Annotated in this window: 25 protein-coding genes; 11 read left to right on the plus strand and 14 right to left on the minus strand. The window is 34.5% G+C overall.

From position 1 onward, the window contains the following. Positions 1 to 41: 41 nt before the first annotated feature. Both RT250_RS04320 and RT250_RS04325 read left to right on the plus strand, forming a co-directional pair. Entirely contained in the window at positions 42 to 896 is an 855-nt protein-coding gene (locus RT250_RS04320) for a cupin-like domain-containing protein (protein ID WP_313112469.1), read from the plus strand. Positions 897 to 934: 38 nt separating this feature from the next. Continuing rightward, the gene (locus tag RT250_RS04325) at positions 935 to 1,450 is read left to right on the plus strand and encodes a DUF6646 family protein (RefSeq protein WP_313112471.1); all 516 of its coding nucleotides are present in this window, start codon (positions 935 to 937) and stop codon (positions 1,448 to 1,450) included. Positions 1,451 to 1,456: 6 nt separating this feature from the next. On the opposite strand, the gene RT250_RS04330 is transcribed toward RT250_RS04325, so the two are convergent. From RT250_RS04330 to RT250_RS04360, 7 genes are all read right to left on the minus strand, one after another. Further along, positions 1,457 to 2,575, minus strand: a complete 1,119-nt coding sequence (locus RT250_RS04330) for a M23 family metallopeptidase (protein WP_313112473.1) — start codon at positions 2,573 to 2,575, stop codon at positions 1,457 to 1,459. 227 nt (positions 2,576 to 2,802) lie between these two features. Continuing rightward, positions 2,803 to 5,463 (minus strand): carboxypeptidase regulatory-like domain-containing protein, encoded by a 2,661-nt coding sequence (locus tag RT250_RS04335; RefSeq protein ID WP_313112474.1) that lies wholly within the window; start codon positions 5,461 to 5,463, stop codon positions 2,803 to 2,805. After that, the gene (locus tag RT250_RS04340) at positions 5,435 to 6,229 is read right to left on the minus strand and encodes a GLPGLI family protein (RefSeq protein ID WP_313112475.1); all 795 of its coding nucleotides are present in this window, start codon (positions 6,227 to 6,229) and stop codon (positions 5,435 to 5,437) included. Before RT250_RS04340 ends, RT250_RS04335 begins: the two co-directional genes overlap by 29 nt. 453 nt (positions 6,230 to 6,682) lie before the next feature. Then, the gene (locus RT250_RS04345; RefSeq protein ID WP_313112477.1) at positions 6,683 to 7,156 is read right to left on the minus strand and encodes a regulatory protein RecX; all 474 of its coding nucleotides are present in this window, start codon (positions 7,154 to 7,156) and stop codon (positions 6,683 to 6,685) included. A 197-nt stretch (positions 7,157 to 7,353) separates the two neighbouring features. Continuing rightward, a complete protein-coding gene (locus RT250_RS04350) occupies positions 7,354 to 8,898 on the minus strand; it encodes an Rne/Rng family ribonuclease (protein WP_139854126.1) in 1,545 nt (514 codons plus the stop codon). Between the two features lie 215 nt (positions 8,899 to 9,113). After that, positions 9,114 to 9,248, minus strand: coding sequence for a hypothetical protein (locus RT250_RS04355; protein ID WP_260402674.1), 135 nt, complete (start codon positions 9,246 to 9,248; stop codon positions 9,114 to 9,116). A 25-nt stretch (positions 9,249 to 9,273) separates the two neighbouring features. After that, on the minus strand, positions 9,274 to 9,564 hold the full coding sequence (locus RT250_RS04360; RefSeq protein WP_139854125.1) for an HU family DNA-binding protein: 291 nt from the start codon (positions 9,562 to 9,564) through the stop codon (positions 9,274 to 9,276). 129 nt (positions 9,565 to 9,693) lie between these two features. Here RT250_RS04360 and mutY point away from each other — a divergent pair, with 129 nt between their 5' ends. From mutY to gldD, 4 genes are all read left to right on the plus strand, one after another. After that, positions 9,694 to 10,758: an A/G-specific adenine glycosylase gene (gene mutY / locus RT250_RS04365; RefSeq protein ID WP_313112480.1), complete on the plus strand. Its 1,065-nt coding sequence runs from the start codon at positions 9,694 to 9,696 to the stop codon at positions 10,756 to 10,758. Positions 10,759 to 10,870: 112 nt separating this feature from the next. Then, the gene (locus RT250_RS04370; protein WP_313112482.1) at positions 10,871 to 11,326 is read left to right on the plus strand and encodes a single-stranded DNA-binding protein; all 456 of its coding nucleotides are present in this window, start codon (positions 10,871 to 10,873) and stop codon (positions 11,324 to 11,326) included. Positions 11,327 to 11,347: 21 nt separating this feature from the next. After that, positions 11,348 to 12,670, plus strand: a complete 1,323-nt coding sequence (locus RT250_RS04375; protein ID WP_313112484.1) for a gliding motility-associated protein GldE — start codon at positions 11,348 to 11,350, stop codon at positions 12,668 to 12,670. Next, complete coding sequence (gene gldD / locus RT250_RS04380; protein ID WP_494337396.1) at positions 12,663 to 13,220, plus strand: gliding motility lipoprotein GldD; 558 nt, start codon at positions 12,663 to 12,665, stop codon at positions 13,218 to 13,220. Before RT250_RS04375 ends, gldD begins: the two co-directional genes overlap by 8 nt. 79 nt (positions 13,221 to 13,299) lie before the next feature. Here gldD and RT250_RS04385 read toward each other — a convergent pair whose 3' ends face one another. Beyond that, a complete protein-coding gene (locus RT250_RS04385; RefSeq protein WP_313112488.1) occupies positions 13,300 to 15,354 on the minus strand; it encodes a M16 family metallopeptidase in 2,055 nt (684 codons plus the stop codon). Between the two features lie 21 nt (positions 15,355 to 15,375). Then, positions 15,376 to 16,692, minus strand: coding sequence for a M16 family metallopeptidase (locus RT250_RS04390; protein ID WP_313112490.1), 1,317 nt, complete (start codon positions 16,690 to 16,692; stop codon positions 15,376 to 15,378). Positions 16,693 to 16,965: 273 nt separating this feature from the next. Between RT250_RS04390 and RT250_RS04395 the strand changes: the two genes are divergently transcribed. The 3 genes from RT250_RS04395 to rpmA all read left to right on the plus strand — a co-directional run bounded on the left by RT250_RS04395 (position 16,966) and on the right by rpmA (position 18,656). Next, positions 16,966 to 17,424, plus strand: a complete 459-nt coding sequence (locus tag RT250_RS04395; protein WP_313112492.1) for a DUF4199 family protein — start codon at positions 16,966 to 16,968, stop codon at positions 17,422 to 17,424. 267 nt (positions 17,425 to 17,691) lie between these two features. Continuing rightward, positions 17,692 to 18,357: a 50S ribosomal protein L21 gene (gene rplU, locus RT250_RS04400; protein WP_313112494.1), complete on the plus strand. Its 666-nt coding sequence runs from the start codon at positions 17,692 to 17,694 to the stop codon at positions 18,355 to 18,357. Positions 18,358 to 18,392: 35 nt separating this feature from the next. Further along, positions 18,393 to 18,656 (plus strand): 50S ribosomal protein L27, encoded by a 264-nt coding sequence (gene rpmA / locus RT250_RS04405; RefSeq protein WP_139854117.1) that lies wholly within the window; start codon positions 18,393 to 18,395, stop codon positions 18,654 to 18,656. Positions 18,657 to 18,711: 55 nt separating this feature from the next. Here the strand turns inward: rpmA and RT250_RS04410 are convergent, their stop codons facing one another. The 5 genes from RT250_RS04410 to RT250_RS04430 all read right to left on the minus strand — a co-directional run bounded on the left by RT250_RS04410 (position 18,712) and on the right by RT250_RS04430 (position 24,319). Further along, a complete protein-coding gene (locus RT250_RS04410) occupies positions 18,712 to 19,365 on the minus strand; it encodes a transglutaminase domain-containing protein (RefSeq protein WP_313112497.1) in 654 nt (217 codons plus the stop codon). A gap of 156 nt (positions 19,366 to 19,521) precedes the next feature. Then, positions 19,522 to 20,268: a succinate dehydrogenase/fumarate reductase iron-sulfur subunit gene (locus RT250_RS04415; protein ID WP_139854115.1), complete on the minus strand. Its 747-nt coding sequence runs from the start codon at positions 20,266 to 20,268 to the stop codon at positions 19,522 to 19,524. A 3-nt stretch (positions 20,269 to 20,271) separates the two neighbouring features. Then, positions 20,272 to 22,275: a fumarate reductase/succinate dehydrogenase flavoprotein subunit gene (locus RT250_RS04420; protein WP_313112498.1), complete on the minus strand. Its 2,004-nt coding sequence runs from the start codon at positions 22,273 to 22,275 to the stop codon at positions 20,272 to 20,274. A 20-nt stretch (positions 22,276 to 22,295) separates the two neighbouring features. Next, the gene (locus RT250_RS04425) at positions 22,296 to 22,952 is read right to left on the minus strand and encodes a succinate dehydrogenase cytochrome b subunit (protein ID WP_139854113.1); all 657 of its coding nucleotides are present in this window, start codon (positions 22,950 to 22,952) and stop codon (positions 22,296 to 22,298) included. Positions 22,953 to 23,143: 191 nt separating this feature from the next. Beyond that, positions 23,144 to 24,319, minus strand: coding sequence for a dicarboxylate/amino acid:cation symporter (locus tag RT250_RS04430; protein ID WP_313112499.1), 1,176 nt, complete (start codon positions 24,317 to 24,319; stop codon positions 23,144 to 23,146). 146 nt (positions 24,320 to 24,465) lie between these two features. Between RT250_RS04430 and RT250_RS04435 the strand changes: the two genes are divergently transcribed. Next, entirely contained in the window at positions 24,466 to 24,963 is a 498-nt protein-coding gene (locus RT250_RS04435) for a GreA/GreB family elongation factor (protein ID WP_313112500.1), read from the plus strand. 194 nt (positions 24,964 to 25,157) lie between these two features. Next, the gene (locus RT250_RS04440) at positions 25,158 to 26,450 is read left to right on the plus strand and encodes an aminopeptidase P N-terminal domain-containing protein (protein WP_313112502.1); all 1,293 of its coding nucleotides are present in this window, start codon (positions 25,158 to 25,160) and stop codon (positions 26,448 to 26,450) included. Positions 26,451 to 26,538 lie beyond the last annotated feature (88 nt).

The raw sequence follows: 26,538 nt of genomic DNA on the forward strand, positions 1-26,538 counted from the left end.
GGATGGCTCTAGATTAGTAAATTTGCACTAAGATTAAAGCTATGAAATTAAAGGAAATAGATAGGGTAAAGACCATTACCAAAGAAGATTTTCTAAAGAAATACTTTAAACCCCAAAAACCAGTTGTAATTGAAAGGTTTATAGAGGATTGGCCAGCGTATACCAAATGGAATTTAGATTATATGGCCGAAGTAGCAGGGGACAAGACGGTGCCTTTGTATGATAATCGACCTGTAAGTCATAAAGATGGGTTTAATGAACCGCATGCTGAAATGAAAATGAAAGAATACGTAGCCCTTCTTAAAAAGGAACCTACTAAATACCGAATTTTTCTTTGGAATATTTTAAAAGAAGTGCCACAACTTCAGAAGGATTTTAGCTATCCAGATTTTGGGCTAAAGCTAATGAAGGGTTTACCGATGCTTTTTTTCGGAGGGAAGGACTCTTATACTTTTATGCATTATGATATTGATTTGGCAAATATCTTTCATTTTCATTTTCAAGGTAAAAAGGAAGTGATTCTCTTTGACCAAAACCAAAATGATTACTTGTATAAAATTCCTCATTCTCTAATTACGAGAGAAGATATAGATTTTCACAATCCAGACTATACCAAGTGGCCCGCCTTAAAAAAAGCCGAGGGATATATTGCTAATTTAGAACATGGAAATGTGCTGTATATGCCTGAAGGGTATTGGCATTATATGCGATATATAACGCCAGGTTTTTCTATGAGTTTGCGCGCCATAGCTAGAAACCCAAAAAATTTAGCTAAAGCTGTTTACAATATTGTTTTTATGCGTTACTACGATCAACTTATGCGAAAAATTAAGGGTCAGAAATGGATTGATTGGAAAAATGAACAAGCCATTGTTCGCACTAATAAAACACTTTAATAATTGTATAATTAACTATATTCGTCAAAAAAATTAAGATGAAAACATTTGCAACTATAATAGCCCTTTTTTGTTTACAATTAACCTTTGCTCAAGCCTATACAGGGAAGGGAGATGTAAAATTTCAAGTTGGTGCCAATTTACAAAATAACGGTACAGGAGTTATGACTAGTTTAGACTTCGGAATGGGTGAAAACATTTCTGTAGGTCTTACTTCCTCTTATTTACTAGATGTGAAAAAATACATTACACCTGCAGGTAATGAGGAGCCAATAGCAAAATTTGCAGACCGTTTTGACTTAAAAGCAAGGTTTAATGCTAATTTGGGTAATGTAATAAATGTAGATGAAAATTTTGATGTGTATCCAGGGCTTAATTTAAGTTTAAAGAATTTTGGAGGACATTTAGGCGCGCGTTATTTCTTTACTAGTGGGTTTGGTGTTTTTACAGAAATGAATGTTCCTTTTGCAAAGTATAACACTGATACTTTAACACCTGCTGAAAAACTTCACAATCAGGTAACTTTTAATGTTGGAGCTTCTTTTAATATTTAATAACTTTTAAAACGCTATTACATCACTTTCAGAAGGTATAACATTGGTAAACACTTCGGATGTGGTGGGGACAAATGGAGTTATAGGATTTTCATCTAAATACCCAGGAGGTAGATTTCCAAGTTTTATAAAATCTGAGAATGTATAGGGCATGCTTTCCATAAAAAGCCCATCAGCATATTTTGTTAGTTGTTTATGTTCAGAGTTAATTAGCACATGCATATGCAAATGAGGAGCAAAGGAATTTCCAGAATTTCCTAATCGTCCAATTTCTTGACCTGCACTAACAATATCTCCAACCTCCACTAATAAGGAATTTGGAATCATGTGGCAGTAAGTGCCAATGGTTCCGTCGTTGTGTTCAATATAAACAACATTACCGGTAGCGTTATTAATGTCCGTTGGGTAATCTAATTGAAATGGTGTTTGGTTATCTGGGATACCGTCTTCAGTGAAAATAACTTTTCCACCTTTTGCAGCTAATATTGGAAGATTATAACAATACCAATCTTCTAATGCTGAACCGTCGCTATCATAGGGAAGACCATCTACTAATAGGGCATAGTCTATAGCGTAACGCTGAGGGTTATTTCCTATTAAATATCCTTGTTGTGTAGAATCGAAAAGCGGGTCTGGATATGGAAAAATGGCACGTGTATGGTACGATGTTGCACCAGGAGCACCTTCTGCAAGCCATACGCCTTGGGGCACAGGAAAGTTAATGCTTATAGGTTCTGGATATTCATTTTCAATTTTTAAATTAAAAGTATGATGTTTTGTATTTCCTTGGTTATCTATGTATTCAAACACATGCTTCATCGAATTTTCCTGCCACCCTTGATCTGGAAATGGAAGCCAAATACTCGCAATGTGCAAATTTTCTCTTGTATTAAAATCACTGTAGTTTAATTGTAATGTATTTGCATTAAAAATGGAAACCTTGTTTAATGAAGGTGCTTTTATGTGCATTTCGTAAACTAGCCATTCCCCATTAGTATTTTTCACCTTCACAGGAGGTGTTGGTAAAGCCACAAGTATATTAGGTGAAGCGTTTATAGATTCATTTTTGTTACAGGATAGGGTGAAAAGTACCAAGCTTAATAATAAAATACATTTTTGAACCATAGTCAGTTAGTTTTTAATCATTGTCATCACGTTTGCTGTAAACCAATTCGGTTTCAACCCCTGTAAAATAAATAATCTGCCAAATTTTTTCGTTTTTTTTTGAAGATTTTTTCCGAACTTAATTGTTTCAACCGCTTTTCTGCCAAAGCTTTAATGGTTTTGTAATATCCCGAGTTAATGATTTCTATTAACCTTATCTGAACATTGAGTTTGAATAGTTTATGTGTTTAAAACCTAAATCTTCCATATAAAATTCCATAGCGTGGAACCGCTTCAAAAACTGTAGCGGTCTGTATATAATCGGAACTATTTTCAAAAATATATTCTTTGTCGTTAAATATATTAATAATCTTTAGCCCTAAAGTCCAGTTTTTACCTTTCGGACGAAATTCGATTTCCGCATTGTTGGTCTCATAAAATTGTGAAGAAACTAGATACCCTTTACTTTCAAGGGTTGCAATGAATACCTTGTTTATATTAAGGATAGTTCTTAATTCAAATGTATAACGTTCATTACGTATTGTATTTCTTCCATTTTCACCTGCATTTATAGTATAGTTTGCCAAAAACTTAAAATTTACCAATCCTTTTAAATAGGTAGTTCCCGATAAATAATACTGCGAAGTGTTGTTCTTTAAATTTGTATTTTTCTTATTAATTATTACAGCTTGTTCAGATAACCGTTTCTGATACCCAATTTTAATAGAGGTATTTACAGGATCAATGTATGAAGTAAAACCAGCTTGAAACAACCATAATTTTTGTCCTGGACTAAATATACTTTGAGTTATATCTGTATTTTGGTCAATAGAATTTTTAAAACTTACCTGATTCAAAAATTTGCGATGAGTGGCTGAAACGTTAAATAGTATCCTCTTTTCCACTCTTGTAAAAGTATAATTAAAAGAGTAACTGTGACTTTTAAGAGCTTCTGGTTTTGAAATGCCAAGACTCAAGTTGCGATAACTTTTTATCATAAAATTATCCGTAAGATAGTTTAATCTTGGTATTTCGGAGATATAGGAATACTTAAAATGATAGGTGCCTGTTTTGGTTTTTCTTATTCGTAACCCCACACTTGGATTTGGTAGAAAAAAGTTATTTGAAAAATTGTTTTTATCGTAACTGTTCCAGATCGCATCTAGATTTGCGTAAAGTAAAACATCTTGATACAATTCTTCTTCTAGTTTAAACTGTAAATGTGGGATTAGACTGCGAGCTGTATTTCTACCGGAAAGACTATCAATCTTTTCATTTTGGTTTTGAAATCCTAAATAAGATTTAGTTTTTATGGTTTCGTTAATATGCTGAAAACCCCCGGTAAATGAGTAAGATGTTTTATTATTTTTAAAAACAAGACTTGCATCCAAGCCCTGATAATCCAAAGTAGTATTATAATCTGAATAACTGGAAGTATTTTGGTTAATACTGTCAGCAATAAAAGTATTTGGAAAGATTTGGAAAATTTGATCTAACCTTTTGCTTCCAACATAAAAATCAATAACAACAGCTCCAGATTTAATCTTCTGGGTAAGTTGGATTTGGGTCTCTTGTTCCCTCGTTTTATTTCGAAGAGTTTGTTGTACGTTTTCCTCATTGAAGAGTAAGCTGTTTTTACTTGTTCCATTTAACAAGGTAAGTGTATTGGCAACTGTAATGTTTCTGTCTTTTGAAGGTGCAAAAGTAATTTTTAGGTCATTGCTAAGATTAAATTTTTCTTGATTGAAAGAGTTTTGTTCTTTGAAGAAAATATTTTTCGGTTCTACAAAGTATTGATACTCGCTTTTATAATATTGCTCAAAGGAATCATTGTAATAATAAAGAGAGTTTCGTAGTTTAATACTATCCGAGAAACGTTTGTTTATTAAAAGGTTATTCGAAAATGAAGTGTTTTCGATATAATTCTCGGTATTTAGCTCATTTGTGCTACCGCTTAAAAAGACAATTGAATTTTGATTAATAGAAAAATCCTTAGTAAAATCGTTAAAACCAATTGGGGAATAGGTATAGACGCCAAACTGTTTACCAGCTTGATTACCAGTATTATTTGTATTAGCGAGATTGAGTAATTTTACAAGTGGATTTATCACTCCTAAATTTACATCGCTCAAAAATCTATTTTCAATACCACCACCTATTTCGGCTTTTCCAAAGAGAACTGATTTTTTATCTTTTTTAAGTTTGAGGTTTAAAACAATATTTTCAGAAGAAAGAAATTGTTTTAAAACGGGATTTTCATCGTAATTATTTATTATTTCAATTTTATCGAGAACAGTGATGTCAAGGTTTTTTGAAATTACTTTGTAGTTACTATCTGCAAGATCATCACCTTCAATTAATATCTTTTGAATGGGTTTGCCTAATGCCCGTATATTCCCATCATCGTCAACCTCAATACCAGGAAGTTTTTTTAGCATATCTTCAACGGTACGTTCGCTGGCATCCTTAAAAGCTGAAATACGGAAACTAATGGTATCTCGGTTTATTTTTATTTTTTCATCTGCTTTTAAAACTACTGTTGTGAGTGTTTCAGTTTTCTCGTTTAGTTGGAAATCGCTAACATAATTTACTTGAGATTCAACAAAACGTATTCTTAAATTTTTTGAAGCAAATCCTAAGCTTGAGGTTGTAAGTGTAATTTCTGCAAAATTATTTACCTTTAAATTGTAATACCCATTGATATCCGTATAGGTATAGCTAACCACCTCATCACCATTTTTAGCAATAACCAAAGCATCTTCTATGGGTTCTGATGTAGTTCCATTGGTTATTGTGCCCGTTACAGTTTGAGCGCCAACCAGTGAAAAGTAAAAGCAGAATAAAAATAAGAGGTATATTTTTAAAGTTTCATTATTTATTTTATTTATCCTCAACATCAAAAACTTCAATATAAGAATTTTTCATTGTATCGTTGGCGTAGGTTTCTATATTCATTTTTTCAGCAACCATTTTTCCTGCAATTTGCGATTCCTTAAAGTTTTTGATTAGGATTTCTTTAAATGTTTCTATATTTATCCAGTCTTTCCCCTTTGGTGGAGTAACTTGCTTGAAAGATGGGAACATTGTAGTAACCGGATATTCAAACGATTTAAAATACCAAAATATCTCTTTGTTGGTATCATAGGCTTCTAATATTACTCCAGGTAAACCTTGTAGCTTCCAAGGACCATAAGGTAGTGGAATGTCTGGAGCGAACCAGGCTGTATAATCACGACCTCTAAAAGTGGCAGTAGCTTTTTGACAAGTAAGTTGTCCTATGTTTTTAGTTTCCTTTTCAATCTTCCAGCTAATTTTAGGTGTTTTTTCTTTTACATATTTAAAACCGAGATCACGGGCATAGAAACTGTCTTTTTTAATTAAATTATTATATTGAAATCCTTTTTCATTGGTTACTGCTGTAAAAATACTTCCTCCTTGAGCGGTAGAAACCGATTTTTGACCATCAATTTTAGTCTTTTCCAAAGAATCTTTCCGTGTGATGTATAACGATGAATTATTATCAAACATTAATATCGCATTGTAATCTACACCTATGGGTGCGCCCAAACTTAAACTTTGTATTTCGCCATAGCGAATCAAACCCCGCTCTGTTTGTGAAATACAAATGGTAAATTTTAAAATAGTTAAAAATAATAGTAAGACTTTTAAAGGCATAATTATATGTTAGAGAAGTTCTTTAAAAAAGACTAATAATTAGTTGGATAGTATTAACAGGAAGCTAAAAATTGTTCAATACCTGTATCTGCATTTTCACAATCAACAAAAGCCATATACTCATAAACTCCATCTCCATTACAATCAACACAAATAGGTGTTGTGCAAATAATCGCAGGAGTTAGTTCGGTATTAAAGTTCTTTTTAGAGATATCTATCTCTACTGATGAATTATTATTTTCGACATAAACTCCAAATTAAAATAATAGCTCAATTACTAAAGTTATGATTTTTTTCATAATATAAAAATTTAAAATTAGCCCACTTTATTGCGGATCTTTCAGCTTACGTCCATTCTAAAGGGGAGAGCGTGAAAGGTCAGCGCGCTTTGACAATTCAAGTATAGAATGCTTAAATATATATATCTTAAATACAAAATATTGCATAACATAATTACTTTATCTCTAAAGTTTTCATATAAACCAACTCACTTTCCCAGCCGCGATAAAAGAGATAATCTGCCAATTTTTTTCGTTTTTTTTGAAGATTTTTTTCCGAACTTAATTGTTGCATGCGCTTTTCGGCTAAGGCTTCAAAAGTTTTATAGTATTCAGAATCTGGAATTTCTTTTAGCGCTATTTTTATATTGAATTTTGAAATTTGCCGCATCTTTAATTCGTTTACAATTCGGTTGCGACCCCACTTTTTCGTTCTAAACTTTCCACGGGCAAAGGCTTGAGCAAACCTTGTTTCATTTAGAAAATTGTGACGTAACAAGTGGTCAATAATTTCATCTATCGCTAAGGGAATCATACGCATCTCGTAAAGCTTTTGCCGCACTTCTTTATGGCAACGCTCCTGGTAGGCGCAATAGCGTTCCAACCGCCTTTTAGCCTCATCTACGGTGTATGTTTTATTTTCATTCATAAATATGAAAGCTAGTCCTTTAAATGCTAATAGAGCTTAAGAATAGTTAGATTTCCCTAGTATCTTTACGATAGTTATTCTGCTAAAATTGCATTACAAAGTTCGCAAAGAAATCTTACATAGGTCGGTTATAATATTAGAAACTTAAAGACACAAAAAAACCCCTTTCGAAGAATTTCTTCAAAAGGGGTTTAAAATTATTTTATCAATTTTCCGTCTTTATCGTGGAAATGATATTCGAGATATGTATATGCATCTCGAGGTTGAATTTTCACCCATTTTTTATGTTCCAAAAACCATTTGGTTCGGACGCTTGGGAAACCTTTGGTTAAAAAGGCTGCTATAAAAGGATGTGTATTAAGTGTTATCTTTTTATAGTCTTTTTTGAAAAGGCGTTTTACCTCTTCGTTAATTCTATTTATAACGATTATAGGTGCTTCAATCTCGCCATCGCCTCCATTACTAGGATCTTCTTCGCGAGTTTTGATGTTCATCTCTGGCCTAACTCGTTGACGGGTTATTTGTATTAACCCAAATTTACTCGGTGGGAGTATTTTATGTTTTGCTCTATCGTCCTTCATTTCATCACGAAGGTGGTTGTAGAGCTGTTTGCGGTGTGCGGCACTAGCCAGATCGATAAAATCTACCACAATTATTCCTCCCATATCGCGTAACCTAAGCTGTCTTGCTACTTCGGTAGCAGCAATTAAATTCACTTCTAACGCTGTGTCTTCCTGTGTTTTTTGCTTATTACTTCGGTTACCGCTATTCACGTCAATAACGTGCATGGCTTCTGTATGTTCTATAACCAAATAAGCTCCTTTACTTCCTGTAACAGATTTTCCAAAAGAAGTTTTTATTTGTCGTTCAATTCCAAATTTTTCAAACATTGGAACGTTAGAATCATAATGCTTTACGATATTGTCTTTGTTTGGTGCAATCTCCTGCACATAATCTTTTATTTGCAAGTATAGAGTTTCATCGTCGATATGTATTGCTGAGAATGAATCGTTAAACATATCGCGAATTAGAGAAGCTCCTCTATTTAACTCGCTTAGCACTTTTGAAGGGTGGTGCGCCCCTTGTAGCTTCTTACACATCGCTATCCAGCGTTCCATAAGATTTTGTAAATCTTTGTCCAGTTCTGCTACTTTTTTGCCCTCGGCTACGGTACGTATAATAACGCCAAATCCCTTTGGTTTAATGCTTTTAATCAAGCGTTTTAACCTGTCCTTCTCTTCGTTGCTTTCTATTTTTTGAGAAACAGAAACACGATCAGAAAATGGAACCAATACAATATATCTTCCGGCTATAGATAGCTCAGAGCTTATACGGGGTCCTTTGGTAGATATGGGTTCTTTTACTATTTGAACCAAGATAGATTGATTGTTTTTCAAGGCGTTATTAATGTTGCCATGCTTGTCAATCTCTTTTTCGAATGGGAAGTCTTTAAGCGTATAATCTTTTAGTTTTCCAGTACTTACACCTTTTACAAATTTTAAAAGTGAAGATACTTTAGGGCCGAGATCGTGATAGTGTAAAAAACCATCTTTTTCGTAACCCACATTTACAAAGGCGGCGTTTAAGCCTGGGACTGTTTTACGTATTTTGGCAAGAAAGATGTCCCCAACCGTAAAATTATTATCTTCATCCTCTTTGTGAAGCTCTATAAGTTTTCCATCCTTTAATAGGGCAAAATCAACTTCTTGTGAACCGGACCTAATAAATAATTCGTAGTTCACGTTACATTAATTTTGTTGTCCCGATTTATAATCGGAACGTATTAAACAATATTTTTTAACAGGTTTTTAAATAAAACCCGGCGAAACCGCACCAAAACCAAAACAAGGTTGTTGCAATCTCATTTTCAAAGAACGATATTTCGTTTGTTTTATTTGGCAACGACACTTAAGCGAAGTTGCCAAATTACTTTTAAAACAGAAAAAGTAGTTTAGAACTACTTTTTCTTCTTATGACGGTTAGCGCGACGACGCTTTTTACGTTTGTGAGTCGCTACCTTATGTCTTTTTCTTTTTTTACCACTTGGCATACTAAAGTCTTTTTTATGTTCCATCCCTTCCTCGAAATTCATCGAGTCGGAACCAAACTGGTTATTACTATTTTATTTCCACATTGGTTTTTACACCTTCAACAAATACTTTTGCAGGTTTAAAAGCCGGGATGTTGTGAGCAGGGATTTTTATTGTTGTGTTTTTTGAAATATTTCTTCCAGTTTTTTCGGCTCTAGTTTTAATAATAAAACTACCGAAACCTCTTAAATAAACGTTGTCACCACCTTCAAGAGAATTCTTCACTTCTTCCATAAAGGTTTCAACAGTAGCTTGAACTTCATTCTTTTCCATTCCTAATCTTTCTGAAATCTTCGCTACGATATCTGCTTTCGTCATTATATGTGTATTTTAATTAATTATTCTTTTACTAGAGTTTTTTTGGGTCTGCAAATATACATATTTTAAAATCAATAAATCAAAGCATAATCCTTTAAAATTTAATGGAATATAGATTATTTTTACCCAATGTCAATTTTAAACCCTCACTTTTCCAAAAGGCTAATTTCGTGGTATTTAGATAATAAGCGAGATCTACCATGGCGAAAAACTGTAAGTCCATATCACATTTGGCTGTCAGAAATTATGCTGCAACAAACGCGAGTTGCGCAAGGATTACCTTATTATTTAAAGTTTATAAGTGCCTACCCTACGGTTCAAGATTTAGCAAATTCACCTGAGGATGAAGTTTTAAAACAATGGCAAGGTTTAGGGTATTATTCTCGAGCTCGAAACCTCCATGCTACTGCAAAAATGATAACCGAAGAAATGAATGGAGTTTTTCCTAATAACTATAAGGAGTTATTAAAATTAAAGGGAGTAGGAGAATACACCGCAAGTGCTATTGCAAGTATATGTTTTAATGAACCAGAAGCGGTAGTTGATGGAAATGTATATCGAGTGCTTTCTCGGGTTTTTGGAATATCTACACCTATTAATAAAGGAGCAGGGCAGAAGGAATTTAAAAACTTAGCCCAACAATTGATTGATACGAAACAACCTGGCACTTTTAACCAAGCTATTATGGAATTTGGAGCGAGACACTGTGTGCCAAGGAATCCGGAATGCAATAGTTGTATTTTTAATAATATTTGTGTTGCTTTTCAGAAGAATAAAGTAGAAGAATTACCAGTAAAAATTAAAGCTAAACCTGTAAAAAAAAGATACTTTAATTATCTAGTTGTACTATCAGAAAACGAAAATACTATTCTTAACCAGCGAATCGGGAAGGGAATTTGGCATAAACTTTATGAGTTTCCATTGATTGAGACTTCAGAAGAAGTCGACATCGAGACTTTAAAAAACCTCCCGCAGTTTCAGAATTTTTCTAAAAACTTAAATATTAGAAGTATATCGCTTTTTAATGAAGAGGCAGTAGTTCATAAGCTTTCACATCAACACTTAAACACTCGTTTTTGGATACTTGAAACAGCTAAGAATAGGCAAGCTGAAATTCCTATTTCTGAAATAAATAATTACGCTGTCCCGGTTTTAATAGAAAATTTTGTTTCAGAATTTTTTGAAAACTACTAAATCTATTTTAGGTTTAGGGCTATCATTTAAATCGTTCTATATTAAAACTTAAAAAATCCGTATATTTAGAACACAAGATTTACCTTTGCATAAATTTTAAAATAAAGAAAATATGAGTGGAACATTGAACAAAGTTATGTTGATTGGACATACAGGTGATGATGTAAAGATGCATTACTTTGAGGGCGGAAATAGTATTGGACGATTTCCTCTTGCTACAAATGAAACTTATGTAAACAAAACTACAAACGAACGTGTTACAAATACAGAATGGCACAATATTGTAGTTCGAAATAAAGCTGCTGAAATTTGTGAGAAGTATTTAAAAAAAGGCGATATGGTTTACATCGAAGGCCGTTTAAAAACTCGCAAATGGCAAGATGATAAAGGATTGGATAGATATAGCACAGAGGTGCATTGTACAGACTTTACGTTTTTGACAGCTAAAGGAAGCGGAAACGAAACTCCGCAAAGTAATCCAAGACAAAATGTTCAAAAAACACAGGCTACTCAACCGTCTCAGGCTGCAAAGTCTAGTGCTGAAGAAGAGGACGATCTTCCTTTTTAATGTATAACTAAATTCATCAAATTGGATACAGAACCCCCAGGTTTACTATTATTAATTAATACATTGGACTTTACGCATATAACAAGTATTGTTTTGCTTGTTGTTTTATTAGGCTGCTCTGCGTTGATTTCAGGTGCCGAAGTAGCCTTTTTCTCCTTATCTTCTTCAGATTTTGAGACGAATAATCACAAAGCAATTGCTAAGAAACTTGCTATAGTAGAAAAGTTATTGTCGAAACCTAAAAAGCTTTTGGCAACGATCCTTGTGGCTAATAACTTCATAAACATTGCCATAGTGCTGCTTTTCGATTCGATGAGCGATCTTTTATTCTCTAATATTCTAACGAATTACTACGGGGTAGATATTCGTTTTATTATAGAAGTTGGAGTTGTGACTTTTTTAATCTTGCTTTTTGGTGAGATTCTGCCTAAAATTTATGCAAACAGAAATGGGATTTCTTTTGCTGTTTTTATGGCACAACCTTTAAATGTTTTGGATACTTTACTATCTCCAATTAGTACCCCTATGCGATCGGTAACATTGTTTTTACACGATCGATATGGTAAGCAAAAATCAAATATTAGTGTAGATCACCTTTCACAGGCGCTAGAGCTTTCTAATCAGGATACTACCTTTGAAGAGCAAAAAATTCTACAGGGAATTGTAACTTTCGGAAATACAGATACTAAGCAGGTGATGAAAAACCGAATGGATATTTTTGCAATTAGCGAAGACCAATCCTTTAAAGAGATTCTTCCTGAAATTATTCAACACGGCTATTCACGGATTCCAGTTTATAAGGACAGCATGGATAATATAACTGGCGTATTATATGTAAAAGACTTAATTCCATATACAGATAGAAAAATTTTAGATTGGAAGACTTTAAAACGCGAAGCGTATTTTGTGCCTGAAAACAAAAAATTAGACGATTTGCTGAATGAGTTTAAGGAAATGAAAATGCACCTTGCAATTGTGGTGGATGAATATGGGGGAACTAGCGGATTAATTTCTCTAGAAGATATTATAGAAGAAATTGTAGGCGAAATTAGCGACGAGTTTGATGATGAAGATCTTATTTTCTCTAAGTTAGACGACAATACATTTATCTTTGAAGGAAAAACACCTCTGAAAGATTTTTACAAGGTGATAAAGCTAGAGGACCCGGAAGAGTTTGAAGATAATAAAGGTGAAGCAGAAACGTTAGCAGGTTTCCTACTTGAAGTATCAAAAGGATTCCCTAAGAAAAATGAAAAAATATTATTTCACGATTATGCGTTTGTAATCGAAGCTTTTGAAGGCAAACGTATAAAACAAATAAAAGTTACAATTGAAAATCTATAAACGTATACTCTCATTAATAATTCTACTTTTTATATGTGTTTCATGTGAAGATGAGGTTACAGTAAAACCCGCTGCCCAACTGAGGTTAGATTACCCTAATCCTGAGTACAAAACGGTGGACCCTAATTGTGCTTTTTCATTTGAAATGAATGAGAATGCAGTTATAGAAAAGAAGGATAATTGTGCTCTAAACATTCAATACCCTAGAATGAAGGCCACAATTTATATGACCTACCAGCAGGTAAGAGCTAACAATCTAGATTCATTGCTACAAGATGCTCAACGTCTAGCTTACGACCATACCATTAAGGCAAATAGCATACCTGCATATCCATTTGTAAACCCTGATTCTAAGGTTTATGGAATGTTTTATATGATAAACGGAAATGCTGCAACCCAAGCCGAATTTTATGTAACTGACAGTATTCAACATTTTGTAAATGGTGCGGTTTATTTTAAAGCAAAGCCAAATTACGACTCTGTTTATCCTGCAGCTGAATATCTTCGTGAAGATATTAGAAGAATTATGGAAACGATAGTTTGGGAATAAATAATAAAACTATTCCATAGAAAAACCGCATTAGAACTAAATCTAATGCGGTTTTTTTATAAAGCTGAATCTCGTTTGGTTATTCGAAATCTGAATCAGCTACACCTTCGTTAATCGAAACTTTACTTACTTTAAAAGTTAACTCTTGAGGTCCTGCAGACTGTTTGATTGTGAAAGGGAATTTAATTCCATTTACCTCAGTGTAATCGTCGTACACAACTGTAGTTGAAATTTTTTGTCCATTCATTTCTTGAGTTGAAACCTCTTTAACTTTCAATCCACTTTCTTTATCGTAAAAAGCTTCCTGTCCTTCTTCTAAAACTATAACATAAGCACCTTCTTCAACGCGTTCTAGTTTAGCGTCTTTAACAGAAAGTTCAGCAAATGGAACCGCTTGCTTTTTGGCAGCTTGATTTTGCTCGTCTGTATAATCCATTTTTTGTCCTTGCCCAGACATATAGCCTTTTTCTCCGTTGAAAATCACTTTTTGAAGTGGAGCTCCACCCATAGAAACTATCAATGAAGATTGGTTTTTAGTGGTTCTCTTGATTTCAAGACCTAACTGCATACCTTGCATTTCTGCTCCAGCTTCCATTTTTACAGTCTTAACATCTGCTAAAGCTTTACGCCCTCCAATGGCATCGATGTATTTGTTTATTACCGATTCAGCAGTTACCCCAGATTCTACAGGCATATTGTAGTTTGGCTCTGTAGTTGGGTTTCCTTCTTTATCAAAATAGTATACAGGAATTTGTCTTCCTTCGTGGTTTTTTAAGTTTTTAAGTCCTTCTAATACTTCAGAACCTTTACCTACTACCACTATACGAAGATTACTTGGCTTGTAATATTTTTTTGCTACACGTTGAACATCTTCTGCTGTAACAGCATTTATCTTTTTAAGATATCCAGAGTAAAAGTCTTTAGAAAGGTCTTGAGTGTAAACTTCTAACGCTAGATTTGCAATAGTAGCTGGGCGCTCAAGTGCCAACACAAAATCTCCAACATACTTCGCTTTAGCGTTAGCCAATTGTTGAGCTGTTACCTTATTATCACGGATAAAACGAATTTCCTTTAAAGTTTCTACAACTGCACTATCTGTAACTTCATTACGTACGCTAGTTGTAGCTACAAAACGAGTAATGTTTTTATCTGCGCCTGTACTTGAACGGGCACCGTAAGTCCATCCATTAGCTTCACGAAGATTCATGTTTAACAAACTGTTGAAACCACCTCCTAATATTCTATTTGCAATAAGAACTGCAGGGTAGTCTGGGTCGTTCATTTTTAGGGTTACCAAGTTTTGTACAGCAATTTCACTTTGCACAGCATTTGGCATATCGATAAAGTTAACTTGTGTAAACTGAACATCTTTAGGTGTGCTATACACTACAGAAGGCACTGGGTTTTGTTTCCAATCGCTTAGGTGCTCACCAACTAAAGCTTCTACTTGGTTTTGCTTAACGTCTCCTACAACTGCTAAATAAGCATTTTTAGGATTAAAGTAGTTTTCATAAAACTCCTTCACATCATTTAAAGTTAATTTTTCAACTTTTTCAATAGTTGTAAATTCTCCTTTTGGATGTTCTTTTCCGTAAATTAATGCTGAACGTAGGTTAGAAGCAACTGCTGAAACACTTTTTTCTTGGCTTTTTAAACCGTCGATCATTTTGTTCTTTTCCTTTTGGAATTCCTCTTCCGTGAATAATGGGTTTTTTATACCATCAGACATAAGTTCCATAATTCTTGGGAAATATTCAGAAAGTGAACTCGCGTAAGCGCTCTCTGAACCAAAAGAAATGTTAGCGCCTAAATAATCAACTTCCTCGTTGAAGTCGTCTTTAGAAATGTTTGTTGTACCATTACCCAGCATTGCAGAAACTAAGGCTTCAACTCCTGCTTTCTTTCCAGATGCATGTAAAGGGTTGTCGATTACCAATTGTACACGAACAGCAGGAAGCGTGTGGTCTTCCACAACAAGTACTTTCAAACCATTATTTAGATTAAAAGTACCTGGTTGTGTTACGTTTATTGTAGGAGCAGGGCCTGGTTTAGGTTGTTTACTGCGGTCTATCTGCGCCACTGCTAGCGTAGATACAAAAATACTTGCTATTAATAGGTATATATGTTTTTTCATCTTAAAATAATTCTAAGTTTTTTATTGTTCTGATTTTGGCAAATACTCTAAATATAAGCTCTGGTTTTTGTTTAGGTATTTTCTAGCTGCTTCACGAATATCCTCACGAGTGATGTTTTTGTAGATGTCCAATTCTTTATTAATAAGATTGGTGTCTCCGTAAAAAGTATAATAGTTTGCAAGTGAGTTTGCAATACCAGCAACAGTGGCATTAGCCGTTACAAATCTGTTTTTGTAAATGTTCTGAAGTTTTTCAAATTCACGTTCAGAAATAAGTTCGTTCTGCAGTCTAAGAATCTCTTCTGAAATTTCAGCATCTAAAGTTTCTAGAGGTGTATTGTTAAGTGGAATTGCTAAGGTAATATATGTACCGTAATCCTCTTGGCTAAAGTTAATTGCGGCAACTTCAAGAGCCAATTTCTTTTCGTCAACTAGTTTTTTGTAAAGACGTGAGCTTTTCCCATCGCTTAAAATAGTTGAAACCATATCCAAGACATACGCATCACGTTCTTTCATAGAAGGAGTTCTGTATGCTTGAATAATCATTGGAAGCTGAATATTAGGATCGTAAAATTTAGCTTTAATTTGTTCGGTAATAGGATCTTCCTTAATGTTTGGCTGAACTACTTCTGCACCTTTCGGAATTGGTCCGAAGTAATCTTTAATCATTTTCTTAATCTTAGGCTTGTCAATATCACCCGCAACTACTAGAACAGCGTTGTTAGGTACATAGAATTTTTTGTTGAAAGCTTGAAACTCCTCAAGAGTTGCAGCATCTAAATCTTCCATCTCACCAATTGTAGTCCAACGGTAAGGGTGCTTTTTAAACATGTTTTCCTTTACGGCTTTAAGGATGTTACCGTAAGGTTGATTATCTACTCTTAAGCGCTTTTCCTCTTTTACAACTTCATTTTGAGTGTCTACACCTATTTGATTGATAATTGGGTGAAGCATACGCTCACTTTCCATCCAAAGTCCAGTTTCAACACTGTTTGAAGGAAAAATTTCATAGTAATATGTACGATCGTCCGTAGTGTTTGCGTTGTTGCTTCCACCATTAGATGTTACAATTTCGAACCACTTTCCACGACCAATATTTTCGGTCCCTTCAAATAATAAGTGTTCAAAAAAGTGAGCGAATCCTGAACGTCCAGGAGTTTCGTTTTTTGCACCCACGTGGTACATCACAGAAGTTACTGCAACGGGAGCAGTATTGTCTTCGTACAAAATAACATGAAGACCGTTATCCAATTTGTATTCTTCAAATTCAACTTGTTGAGCCTTAGCGCCAACTAGAAACATAAAGGCGAACAAGACGGTAAGAAATGTTTTTTTCATCGTTTTAAATTAAAGTTTAAATATTCGAAAGTTTAACTTACAAAGTTAATTAATTTTAAGAGCTTTTTGGTTTAATTTTAAGCTCTTTAGCTTGTTTGACGTAGATTTAAGCAAAATGTTACCTTTCTGTAAAGGAAAATAATTTTTATATTATTCTTAGATGTTTTGGAGTGTGAAACATTATTATAAGTGTTTAATTTATAAAAAGTTCTGTTGGTGATTTGAATTTTGTAAAACAAAATTTTGTAACTTTTAGGTTTAAATCCAATCACTATGTTTAAAGTATATTCACGTTACGGTTTTGGAATTGCTGCAATATTAATTGCCTACTTTCTTATTTTAAAACTTATTGGGTTACACCAATACCCTGTATTGAGTTCAGTAAATGGATTAATTTTCGGTTTTGGAATTTACATGGCCTTAAAAAATTACTCTTCATCAGAAACAAGTTTCAAATATGAAAAAGGTTTTGAAGTAGGGTTGTTTTCTGGAGGTATTGCATCGGTATTATTTTCAATTTTTATGGCTATATATATGTATCAGATTGATACAGAGTTTTCCAAAGCAATTATGAATAAATGGGATCTTGAATACGATTTGGGAACACTTATGCTTGTTTTGTCTATTTTAATTATGGGCTTTGCTACTACTATAGTTTTAACCCTTTCATTTATGCAGCTTCTTAAAACATCCTGGAACACTCAAGATGGCAATAGAAATGTGATGAAATAAACAGCTGATTGTTAGTGCTTTAATTGGGTTTTTAAATAGAATCATTAGTGATTTGATCCTTACAAACCTGTAAAATCACTTCTTCTTATTGAATTCAATTGTCAATCAGAGTATTAAGCGTGAAAGATTAAATAAAAAACGCTTTGTCAATTCCTTTTTTAAAATTATATTTGCAGCCCCCTACGCAGAATTTATTTTGCTTCGGTGGCTAAAGCTTCCGCAAACGATAGGGAAAACTAAGTTTAACTAATTTATAAACGATTCGCTATGTACGCAATTGTAGAGATAGCAGGGCAGCAAGTAAAAGTTGCGAAAGACCAAAAGGTTTTTGTTAATCGTTTACCAGTAGAAGAAGGAAAATCAGTGTCTTTTGACAATGTACTTCTTATTGGTGACGGCGACAATATTACCATAGGCGCCCCGGCTATAAACGGCGCTCAAATAGGAGCAAAAGTCGTAAAGCACCTTAAAGGTGACAAAGTTATAGTTTTCAAAAAGAAACGCCGTAAAGGTTACCGTGTTAAAAACGGACACCGTCAGGCACTTTCTGAAATTGTAATTGAAAGCATTGTGGCTTCAGGAGCTACACCTGCTAAAAAGGAAGAAGCTAAAAAAGCTGCTCCAAAATCAGAAACTAAAGCACCTGCTAAAAAAGCTGCTTCTAAAAAAGCCGCTAAAGGAGACGATCTTAAAAAGATTGAAGGTGTTGGACCAAAAGCTGCAGAGGCTATGGTTGCTGCTGGGTTGGATACTTTTGCTAAAGTTGCAAAAGCAAAACCAGAAGCTATCGCAACTATTCTTTCTGAAGCAAGTTCTAATTTAGCACATCTAGTTACAGACACTTGGCCAAAACAAGCTAAATTAGCTGCTGATGGGAAGTGGGATGAGCTAAAAGAATTGCAAGACAGATTAGATGGTGGGGTTGAAAAATAACCTTACTGAAGTATAATATTTAAAACCGAAACAAAATGGCTCACAAAAAAGGAGTTGGTAGTTCTAAGAACGGTAGAGAATCAGAATCGAAACGTTTAGGCGTTAAGATTTTTGGAGGACAGGCTGCTGTTGCTGGAAATATCATTGTAAGACAAAGAGGTAATACGCATCACCCAGGTGAAAACGTATACGGTGGTAAAGACCATACCCTTCACGCAAAAGTGGATGGTACTGTTAAATTTACCAAGAAGAAAGATAACAAGAGCTACGTTTCAATCGTTCCAAACGCTGAGGCATAGTAATATATCTTGTTTAAGATTAAAAAACCTTCACAGAAATGTGAAGGTTTTTTTATTAATGAGCATTATTGTTTTTAAATTCTGAAAAGGAAATTGGTTCCGTTAAAAGTGTATACTGAGGATTTTCAGGGTAATGAGAGTATATAAAATCTTCAGGTCTTGTTAAGTACCAAAAGTTATCTGGAGACCCGCCATTGCCATGACTTACCGCCCACGTTAAATCAATTAGATGCCATTTGCCATTTAGTTTTACTACGTTCCAAGTGTGGTGAGGAGTTTTGGTTTGTTTAAAACGGCCAGTGTAATCCTTGGTGTATCCGTGAACTTCCTTAGCTTCTATGCCAAGGTCTGAGCACATAGATTTAAATAATAGTGCAAACCCTCCACACAATGCCATTTTGCGTTTTAAAACATTCTTAACCACGTTTTCTTCTGAAGTATAAATTCTGTTCTGAAGGCTCTTACTTCGCATTAATTCATTATCGTATGAAATGTTTTTTGTAATCCAATTATAAATCTCTAATACCTTTTCAGAATCTGATATTGTATTTTTGGTAATTGAATATGCCAATTGCTTTGTAGAAAACTTAGAATCTTTCTTATTTACAGTAGTTTTTACTTCTTTTTTCCAAACACGAGGACCAATTTGGCTAAAAGTAGTTTGGCTACAACAAATCAAAAAAATCAATAAAAAATATATTCTAATCATAAAGAGCTTAGTTCTTATACTTTGAAAACGAATATAAGTGTAAATTATTTAAAATGAATATGTTAAAAATTTTATAGCTTTTCCCTGTAGATTTAAAACATAAAAAAACCTCTGCAACAATTGCAGAGGTTTTAGTTATGTAAGGTATAATTTATTTTATCCTTTTAAGCTTGCGCTCAGGTATTCGCGGTTCATTCTTGCAATGTTTTCTAATGAAATACCTTTTGGGCATTCAATTTCACAAGCACCTGTATTTGTACAGTTACCAAATCCTTCTTTATCCATTTGAGCAACCATGTTTAATACACGCTCAGTTGCTTCAACTTTCCCTTGAGGAAGCAGTGCAAATTGGCTTACTTTAGCTGCAGTGAATAACATTGCACTAGCGTTTTTACAAGCTGCAACACATGCACCACAACCAATACAAGTTGCTGCGTTAAACGAATCGTCTGCATCCTGCTTATTTACAGGAATAGCGTTAGCATCGATAGTGTTACCTGAAGTGTTTACAGAAACGTAACCACCTGCTTGCTGAATTCTTTCAAATGATGTTCTATCTACAACTAAATCCTTAATTACAGGGAATGCTTTTGCGCGGAATGGTTCGATAACAATTGTATCACCATCATTAAACATACGCATGTGTAACTGGCAAGTTGTAACCAATCTATCTGGTCCATGAGGTTCTCCGTTAATTTGTAACGAACAAGCACCGCAAATTCCTTCACGACAGTCGTGATCGAAAACTACAGGCTCTTCACCTTTATTAATTAACTCTTCATTTAGAACGTCGAGCATCTCTAAGAAAGACATGTCACCTTCTATTCCGTCAATAGGATATGTTTTTAATTCTCCTTTTGCTTTGCTATTTTTCTGTCTCCAGATTTTTAAAGTAAGTTTCATAGTCTATTTGTATGATCTCGATTTAACTTCAATATTTTCGTACTTCAATTCTTCTTTGTGAAGTACTTCTGTTGCTGGATCTCCAGTGTATTCCCAAGCGGCAACGTACATAAAGTTTTCGTCGTCACGTAGTGCCTCTCCTTCTTCAGTTTGATATTCTTCACGGAAGTGTCCTCCACAAGATTCATTTCTGTGTAAAGCGTCTTTCGCAAACAACTCTCCTAATTCAAGGAAATCTGCAACACGCATCGCTTTTTCAAGCTCTGCATTCATTTCATTCAATTCTCCAGGAACTTTCACTTCTTTCCAGAATTCTTCACGTAAAGCTCTAATTTCAGTCATTGCAGACGCTAAATCTTTCGCATTACGGGCCATTCCACATTTGTTCCACATAATGTGTCCAAGTTTCTTGTGGAAATAATCTACAGAATGAGATCCTTTATTGTTTATGAGCTTTTCTAATTGCTCGCGAACCTTGTTTTCGGCCTCGTCGAACTCTTTAGAATCTGTTGGAATTGGTCCAGTTTTAATGTCCTTTGATAGATAATCACCAATTGTATATGGCAATACGAAATAACCATCTGCTAATCCTTGCATTAATGCCGATGCACCTAAGCGGTTTGCACCGTGATCACTAAAGTTAGCCTCTCCAGTTACGTAGCAACCAGGAATTGTAGACTGTAGGTTGTAATCAACCCAAATTCCACCCATAGTATAGTGTACTGCTGGGTAAATCATCATTGGGCTTTCGTATGGGTTTTCATCAACGATTTTCTCGTACATCTGGAAAAGGTTTCCGTATTTGTTCTCGATAACCTCTTTCCCAAGTTTTGTAATTTCTTCTTTAGATGGATTGTGGTTTCCGTGCATTGCTGCTTGCTCTTTTCCGTAACGTTCAATAGCACTAGCAAAGTCTAGGAATACAGCTTGACCTGTTTTATTTACACCAAATCCAGCGTCGCAACGTTCTTTAGCTGCTCTAGAAGCTACGTCACGAGGCACTAAGTTACCAAAAGAAGGGTACCTTCTTTCTAAGTAGTAATCACGTTCGTCTTCCGAAAGATCTTTAGCTTTTTTCTTTCCTTCACGGATAGCGATAGCGTCTTCTTTTTTCTTTGGAACCCAAATTCTACCATCATTTCTTAAAGATTCAGACATCAAAGTTAGTTTACTTTGGTGTTCTCCTGAAACTGGAATACAAGTTGGGTGAATTTGTGTATAGCAAGGGTTTGCGAAGTAAGCACCTCTTTTATGAATTTTCCAAGCTGCTGTGGCGTTACTTCCCATTGCGTTTGTCGATAAGAAGAATGCGTTTCCGTATCCACCTGATGCGATTACTACTGCGTGAGCTGAATGTCTTTCAATTTCACCAGTAATTAAATCGCGAGCGATGATACCTCTTGCTTTTCCGTCTACGATAACTAAATCTAGCATTTCGTGACGATTGTAAGGAGTAATTTTTCCTCTATTTATTTGGCGATTCATTGCTGAATATGCACCGAGTAATAATTGTTGCCCTGTTTGACCTTTAGCGTAAAAGGTACGTGAAACTAAAACACCTCCGAAAGAACGGTTGTCTAACATTCCTCCGTATTCACGAGCAAAAGGCACACCTTGTGCTACACATTGGTCGATGATGTTTGCTGATACTTCAGCAAGGCGATAAACGTTTGCTTCACGAGAGCGGTAATCGCCACCTTTTACAGTATCGTAAAATAAACGGTAGTTAGAGTCACCATCACCTTGATAGTTTTTTGCTGCGTTAATACCTCCTTGTGCTGCAATAGAGTGTGCACGTCTAGGAGAATCTTGGTAGCAAAATGTTTTAACGTTATAGCCTAATTCGGCAAGAGTTGCTGCGGCACTACCACCAGCAAGACCTGTACCAACTACAATTACATCTATATTACGTTTGTTGGCAGGGTTAACGAGATTTACGTCGTTTTTATGTTTTGTCCACTTATCTGCTAAGGGTCCTTTTGGGATTTTTGAATCTAATATTGACATAGCGTTTAATTTCGTGGTGATTATTGATTAAGGTGTAAATAAATCGCAATGAAAATAAATCCTAAAGGGATAAATATTGCGTAAAACTTCGTGAAACCTTGTAAGGCTTTAGAATACTTGTTATTCCAACCCATACTTTGGAAAGACGAAGAAAATCCATGCCAAAGGTGAAGTGCTAACAATACAAATGAAAGACTGTATAATCCTGTGCGAACAGGGCTTTCAAATTTTTGAAGCAACTCGGTATAATAACGAGTTTCATCTACTGGGTGGCTTTCAACATACTTATGTACTATTTCTGGAAACCAGAAATCGTAGAAGTGAAGACCTAAAAACGCTAAGATTACAGCACCGCTAATAATCATATTTCGCGAAGCCCAAGAAGAGTTTTTGTTTCCTTTATAAGATTTGTAGCTAATTTGTCTTGCACTGCGGTTTCTAATTTCAAGGATAATACCCATTACAAAATGGAAAATAACTCCAATAATTAAAATAGGTTGTGCGATAAACTGAACTACAAAATTATGCCCCATAAAATGAGACAAGCTGTTAAAGGTTTCAGGGTCTAAGACCGATGTAAAATTAATAATAAAGTGTTGCGCCAAAAAAATGACGAGGAACAAGCCCGAAAGAGCCATCGCTACTTTTCGTGCAATTGAAGAGGTTAGTATTGCCATTATTGTTTAATTTCTAGAATAGTGCCACAAAAATACACTTCAAACTGCATGTTGCCAAACATTCTTTGTTGTTTGAAACCTATTTAGAATTGGTTTAAATATCTAAATTGTTATTTAAAATCTAAAGTATGATTATTTATTTCAAAGGAAAACATCTAAAAATCCCATTGTTATACTGATTTTTTATAGTATTAAGCATCAGTTTTATCTTTCGTAATTTGATCTACTACTAGCGAAATAGCGCCATCGCCAGTAACATTGCAAGCAGTTCCAAAACTATCCATTGCGATATATAAAGCTATCATAAGACCAATCATTTCTTCATTAAAGCCTAGCATAGATTGTAAAATTCCTACCGCAGCCATAATTGCACCTCCTGGAACACCAGGTGCTGCAATCATCGCGATTCCTAATACAAATATAAATCCAGCAAAAAGCGTAAAGCTAAAAGGTATTCCTTGTAAAATCATTAATGCCATAGCACAAGCAGTGATTTTCATAATACTACCAGATAAATGTATGGTAGCACATAGCGGTATCACAAAGCCTGCAATTTTTTCTGATACACCATTTTTTTTTGCTTGTTCTAATGTTACAGGAATAGTTGCTGCAGAAGATTGTGTACCTAATGCCGTGAAATATGCCGGCATCATAGTAGCTAATAATTTAATTGGATTTTTTTTAACTAGTACACCAGCGATAGTGTATTGAAACAATAATAACAGAATGTGTAAGGCGAAAATCACGCCTATTATGCTTATGAAGATCGAAAGAATTGAAAACACCTTTCCATTAAAAGACATGCTAACAAATATTCCTAAGATAAAAAGTGGAAGTAAAGGCACAATTACATTTTCAATCAATTGCATTATGATTTTTTGAAAATCTTTAACCACAAGCTTTAAACTAGACTTCTCTTGAAAAGATAATCCCAAACCAACGACAAAGGCCAAAATTAATGACGACATAACATCTAATATAGGAGGAATGTTAATACTAAAGTACGGGGTTAATTCTTTGCCAGAATCTACAATTTGACCTGCATCATTAACATGTGATTCTAATAAAAAAGGAAAAATACTAGAGGCAGAAAAATACGTCATAAACCCCGAAAACAGGGTAGATCCGTAGGCAATCAATGCAGTAATTAACAATAATTTTCCCGCGCCTCTTCCCAAATCGGAAATGGCTGGCATTATTAGTCCCATAATAATTAGAGGAATGGAAAAGCTTAAAAACTGTCCAAAAAAGGTATTGAAAGTGGTGAAAATTCGGTTAACAGATTCAGGTAAGATTTGCCCGAATACAATACCTAATACTATGGCTATAAAAACTTTAAATAGTAAGTTTGTGTAGATGTGCTTCATTAGTAAATGCTGTTTAAGTACTTTTCTGATTCTTTACAGATAAAAAAAGGTGTAAATATACAGCCATTGTAGGGATTGCTTATGTTATGATAAATATTATGTATTTTAATAGTTGCATGAATTTTTAAAAAATTAAATAAATAATTATGAGTAGAGGTTTTGTAAAAGAAGATGATCAAGAGGAAATCCCTATTGTGCCACCAAGAGCAGATTTACCTGAGGGCGTAACAAATTACGTTACTCAAATTGGAATGGATGAACTCTTGGAAGAAAAGCAATCGTTAATTGATGAAAAGGAGAACCTTGAAGTTACAAACGAAAGTGACAGACGAATTGCAGTTAATCACATTAATGCAAAACTTCAACTTCTGCTGAATAGGATAAATACTGCAAAAATTATAGATATCGATCAGCAACCGAAGGATGAAGTGAGATTTGGTGCGCGGTTAACCTTAACAATTGGCAACAACCCAAAGCTGCAGCATTACCAAATAGTTGGAGTGGATGAAGCGAATATTGCCAAAGGAAAAATTTCATTTATTTCACCGCTTGCAAAAGCGCTTATAAGTAAGAAAGTTGGCGAAAAAGCAGTTTTAAAAATAGGGAATGAAGAGCGTATTTTTGAGATTGTAGATATTGCCTAATGGGTTAAGATTAGTATAGTTTTAACCTAACTTCTTAAGTAATTAAGCTTATAATATTTAATTTTGGCTTTCAATATAAATTACTTTTTGCTTAGTAATTACACTTTTATTCCACTGGCTAATTTAACTAAGGTTAAAGTTTTTTAAGTTGGTGTAGAAAAAATTCTCAGCAATTATTTTAAAATATAAATTCAATGAAATACGATCAAATTCCAAATGAACTTTTTGTAAAAAACCGTAAAAACTTTATGGCTAAAATGAAGCCGAAAAGTGTAGCGGTTTTTAACAGTAACGATATATATCCTATTAGTGCAGATAGTACAATGCCATTTCAACAGGCGCGTGATTTGTTTTATTTATCTGGTGCTGATCAAGAAGAGACAATATTAGTTCTTTTTCCAGATGCTCCCTATGAAGAGCATCGCGAAATGCTTTTTGTTCGTGAAACAAACGAACATATTGCTGTGTGGGAAGGCGAAAAGTTAACCAAAGAAAAAGCATACGAGGTTTCGGGAATTAAAAATGTTCACTGGCTAAAAGACTTCGATAAAATCTTTTTTGAAGTTATGACTCAAGCAGAGCGAATTTACTTCAATACTAACGAACACTACAGACAAAGTGTAGAAACTGAAACTCGTGAGGATAGATTTATAAAAGCTACAAAAGCTAAATATCCTGCACATAGTTGGGAGCGTAGCAACCCGATTTTACAGAGTCTGCGTTCAGTTAAGGATCAAATAGAATTAGATATACTTCAGAAGGCTTGTGATATCACTGAAAAAGGATTTAGAAGAGTTTTAGATTTTGTAAAACCAGGTGTTTGGGAATATGAAATTGAAGCAGAATATATGCATGAGTTCTTAAGAAATCGTTCTCGTGGTTTTGCTTACACGCCTATTATTGCAAGTGGAAACAATGCAAATGTCCTTCACTATATCGAAAATAATCAACAATGTAAAGCTGGAGATTTGATACTGATGGACGTTGGTGCCGAATACGCTAATTATTCCAGCGACATGAGTCGTACTATTCCTGTAAGCGGAATATTTACAAAACGTCAACGTGAAGTGTACGATGCAGTAAATCGCGTGAAGGATAATGCAACAAAAATGTTGGTGCCTGGAAATTATTGGAAGGAGTATCACAAAGAAGTAGGGGAGTTAATGACTAAAGAACTACTTGACTTGAAACTTCTGGATAAGGCTGATGTTAAAAACCAAGATCCAAATTGGCCTGCTTATAAAAAATACTTTATGCACGGCACAAGTCACCACATTGGTTTAGACACACACGATTACGGTGTGCTTTGGGAAAAAATGACAGAAAACATGGTGTTTACTGTAGAACCTGGAATTTATATTCCAGAAGAGGGCTTCGGGATCAGACTTGAAGACGACGTGGTTATTCAAAAATCAGGTGAACCTTTTAACCTTATGCGTAATATCCCAATTGAAGCAGAAGAGATTGAAGATTTAATGAATAAATAGGACAAAGAAATAGGATTTTTAAACCCCAAGACCTGACTGCTTTCTCAAGCTTGTCAGGTTTTTTATATATGGTGTCTTGTAGTTTTTT

The sequence above is a fragment of the Aequorivita sediminis genome (genome assembly GCF_032080575.2).
Classification (GTDB): Bacteria; Bacteroidota; Bacteroidia; order Flavobacteriales; family Flavobacteriaceae; genus Aequorivita; species Aequorivita sediminis.

What these genes read in the sequence shown, in the direction of transcription:
- RT250_RS04330 (WP_313112473.1), bottom strand. Translation starts at nt 2,575, where the DNA reads ATGGTTCAAAAATGTATTTTATTATTAAGCTTGGTACTTTTCACCCTA.
- RT250_RS04360 (WP_139854125.1), bottom strand. Translation starts at nt 9,564, where the DNA reads ATGACGAAAGCAGATATCGTAGCGAAGATTTCAGAAAGATTAGGAATG.
- RT250_RS04385 (WP_313112488.1), bottom strand. Translation starts at nt 15,354, where the DNA reads ATGAAAAAACATATATACCTATTAATAGCAAGTATTTTTGTATCTACG.
- RT250_RS04430 (WP_313112499.1), bottom strand. Translation starts at nt 24,319, where the DNA reads ATGAAGCACATCTACACAAACTTACTATTTAAAGTTTTTATAGCCATA.
- RT250_RS04425 (WP_139854113.1), bottom strand. Translation starts at nt 22,952, where the DNA reads ATGGCAATACTAACCTCTTCAATTGCACGAAAAGTAGCGATGGCTCTT.
- RT250_RS04370 (WP_313112482.1), top strand. Translation starts at nt 10,871, where the DNA reads ATGAGTGGAACATTGAACAAAGTTATGTTGATTGGACATACAGGTGAT.
- RT250_RS04435 (WP_313112500.1), top strand. Translation starts at nt 24,466, where the DNA reads ATGAGTAGAGGTTTTGTAAAAGAAGATGATCAAGAGGAAATCCCTATT.
- rpmA (WP_139854117.1), top strand. Translation starts at nt 18,393, where the DNA reads ATGGCTCACAAAAAAGGAGTTGGTAGTTCTAAGAACGGTAGAGAATCA.
- RT250_RS04420 (WP_313112498.1), bottom strand. Translation starts at nt 22,275, where the DNA reads ATGTCAATATTAGATTCAAAAATCCCAAAAGGACCCTTAGCAGATAAG.
- rplU (WP_313112494.1), top strand. Translation starts at nt 17,692, where the DNA reads ATGTACGCAATTGTAGAGATAGCAGGGCAGCAAGTAAAAGTTGCGAAA.
- RT250_RS04355 (WP_260402674.1), bottom strand. Translation starts at nt 9,248, where the DNA reads ATGAATTTCGAGGAAGGGATGGAACATAAAAAAGACTTTAGTATGCCA.
- mutY (WP_313112480.1), top strand. Translation starts at nt 9,694, where the DNA reads ATGTCAATTTTAAACCCTCACTTTTCCAAAAGGCTAATTTCGTGGTAT.
- RT250_RS04390 (WP_313112490.1), bottom strand. Translation starts at nt 16,692, where the DNA reads ATGAAAAAAACATTTCTTACCGTCTTGTTCGCCTTTATGTTTCTAGTT.
- RT250_RS04410 (WP_313112497.1), bottom strand. Translation starts at nt 19,365, where the DNA reads ATGATTAGAATATATTTTTTATTGATTTTTTTGATTTGTTGTAGCCAA.
- RT250_RS04415 (WP_139854115.1), bottom strand. Translation starts at nt 20,268, where the DNA reads ATGAAACTTACTTTAAAAATCTGGAGACAGAAAAATAGCAAAGCAAAA.
- RT250_RS04345 (WP_313112477.1), bottom strand. Translation starts at nt 7,156, where the DNA reads ATGAATGAAAATAAAACATACACCGTAGATGAGGCTAAAAGGCGGTTG.
- RT250_RS04440 (WP_313112502.1), top strand. Translation starts at nt 25,158, where the DNA reads ATGAAATACGATCAAATTCCAAATGAACTTTTTGTAAAAAACCGTAAA.
- RT250_RS04395 (WP_313112492.1), top strand. Translation starts at nt 16,966, where the DNA reads ATGTTTAAAGTATATTCACGTTACGGTTTTGGAATTGCTGCAATATTA.
- RT250_RS04320 (WP_313112469.1), top strand. Translation starts at nt 42, where the DNA reads ATGAAATTAAAGGAAATAGATAGGGTAAAGACCATTACCAAAGAAGAT.
- RT250_RS04325 (WP_313112471.1), top strand. Translation starts at nt 935, where the DNA reads ATGAAAACATTTGCAACTATAATAGCCCTTTTTTGTTTACAATTAACC.
- RT250_RS04340 (WP_313112475.1), bottom strand. Translation starts at nt 6,229, where the DNA reads ATGCCTTTAAAAGTCTTACTATTATTTTTAACTATTTTAAAATTTACC.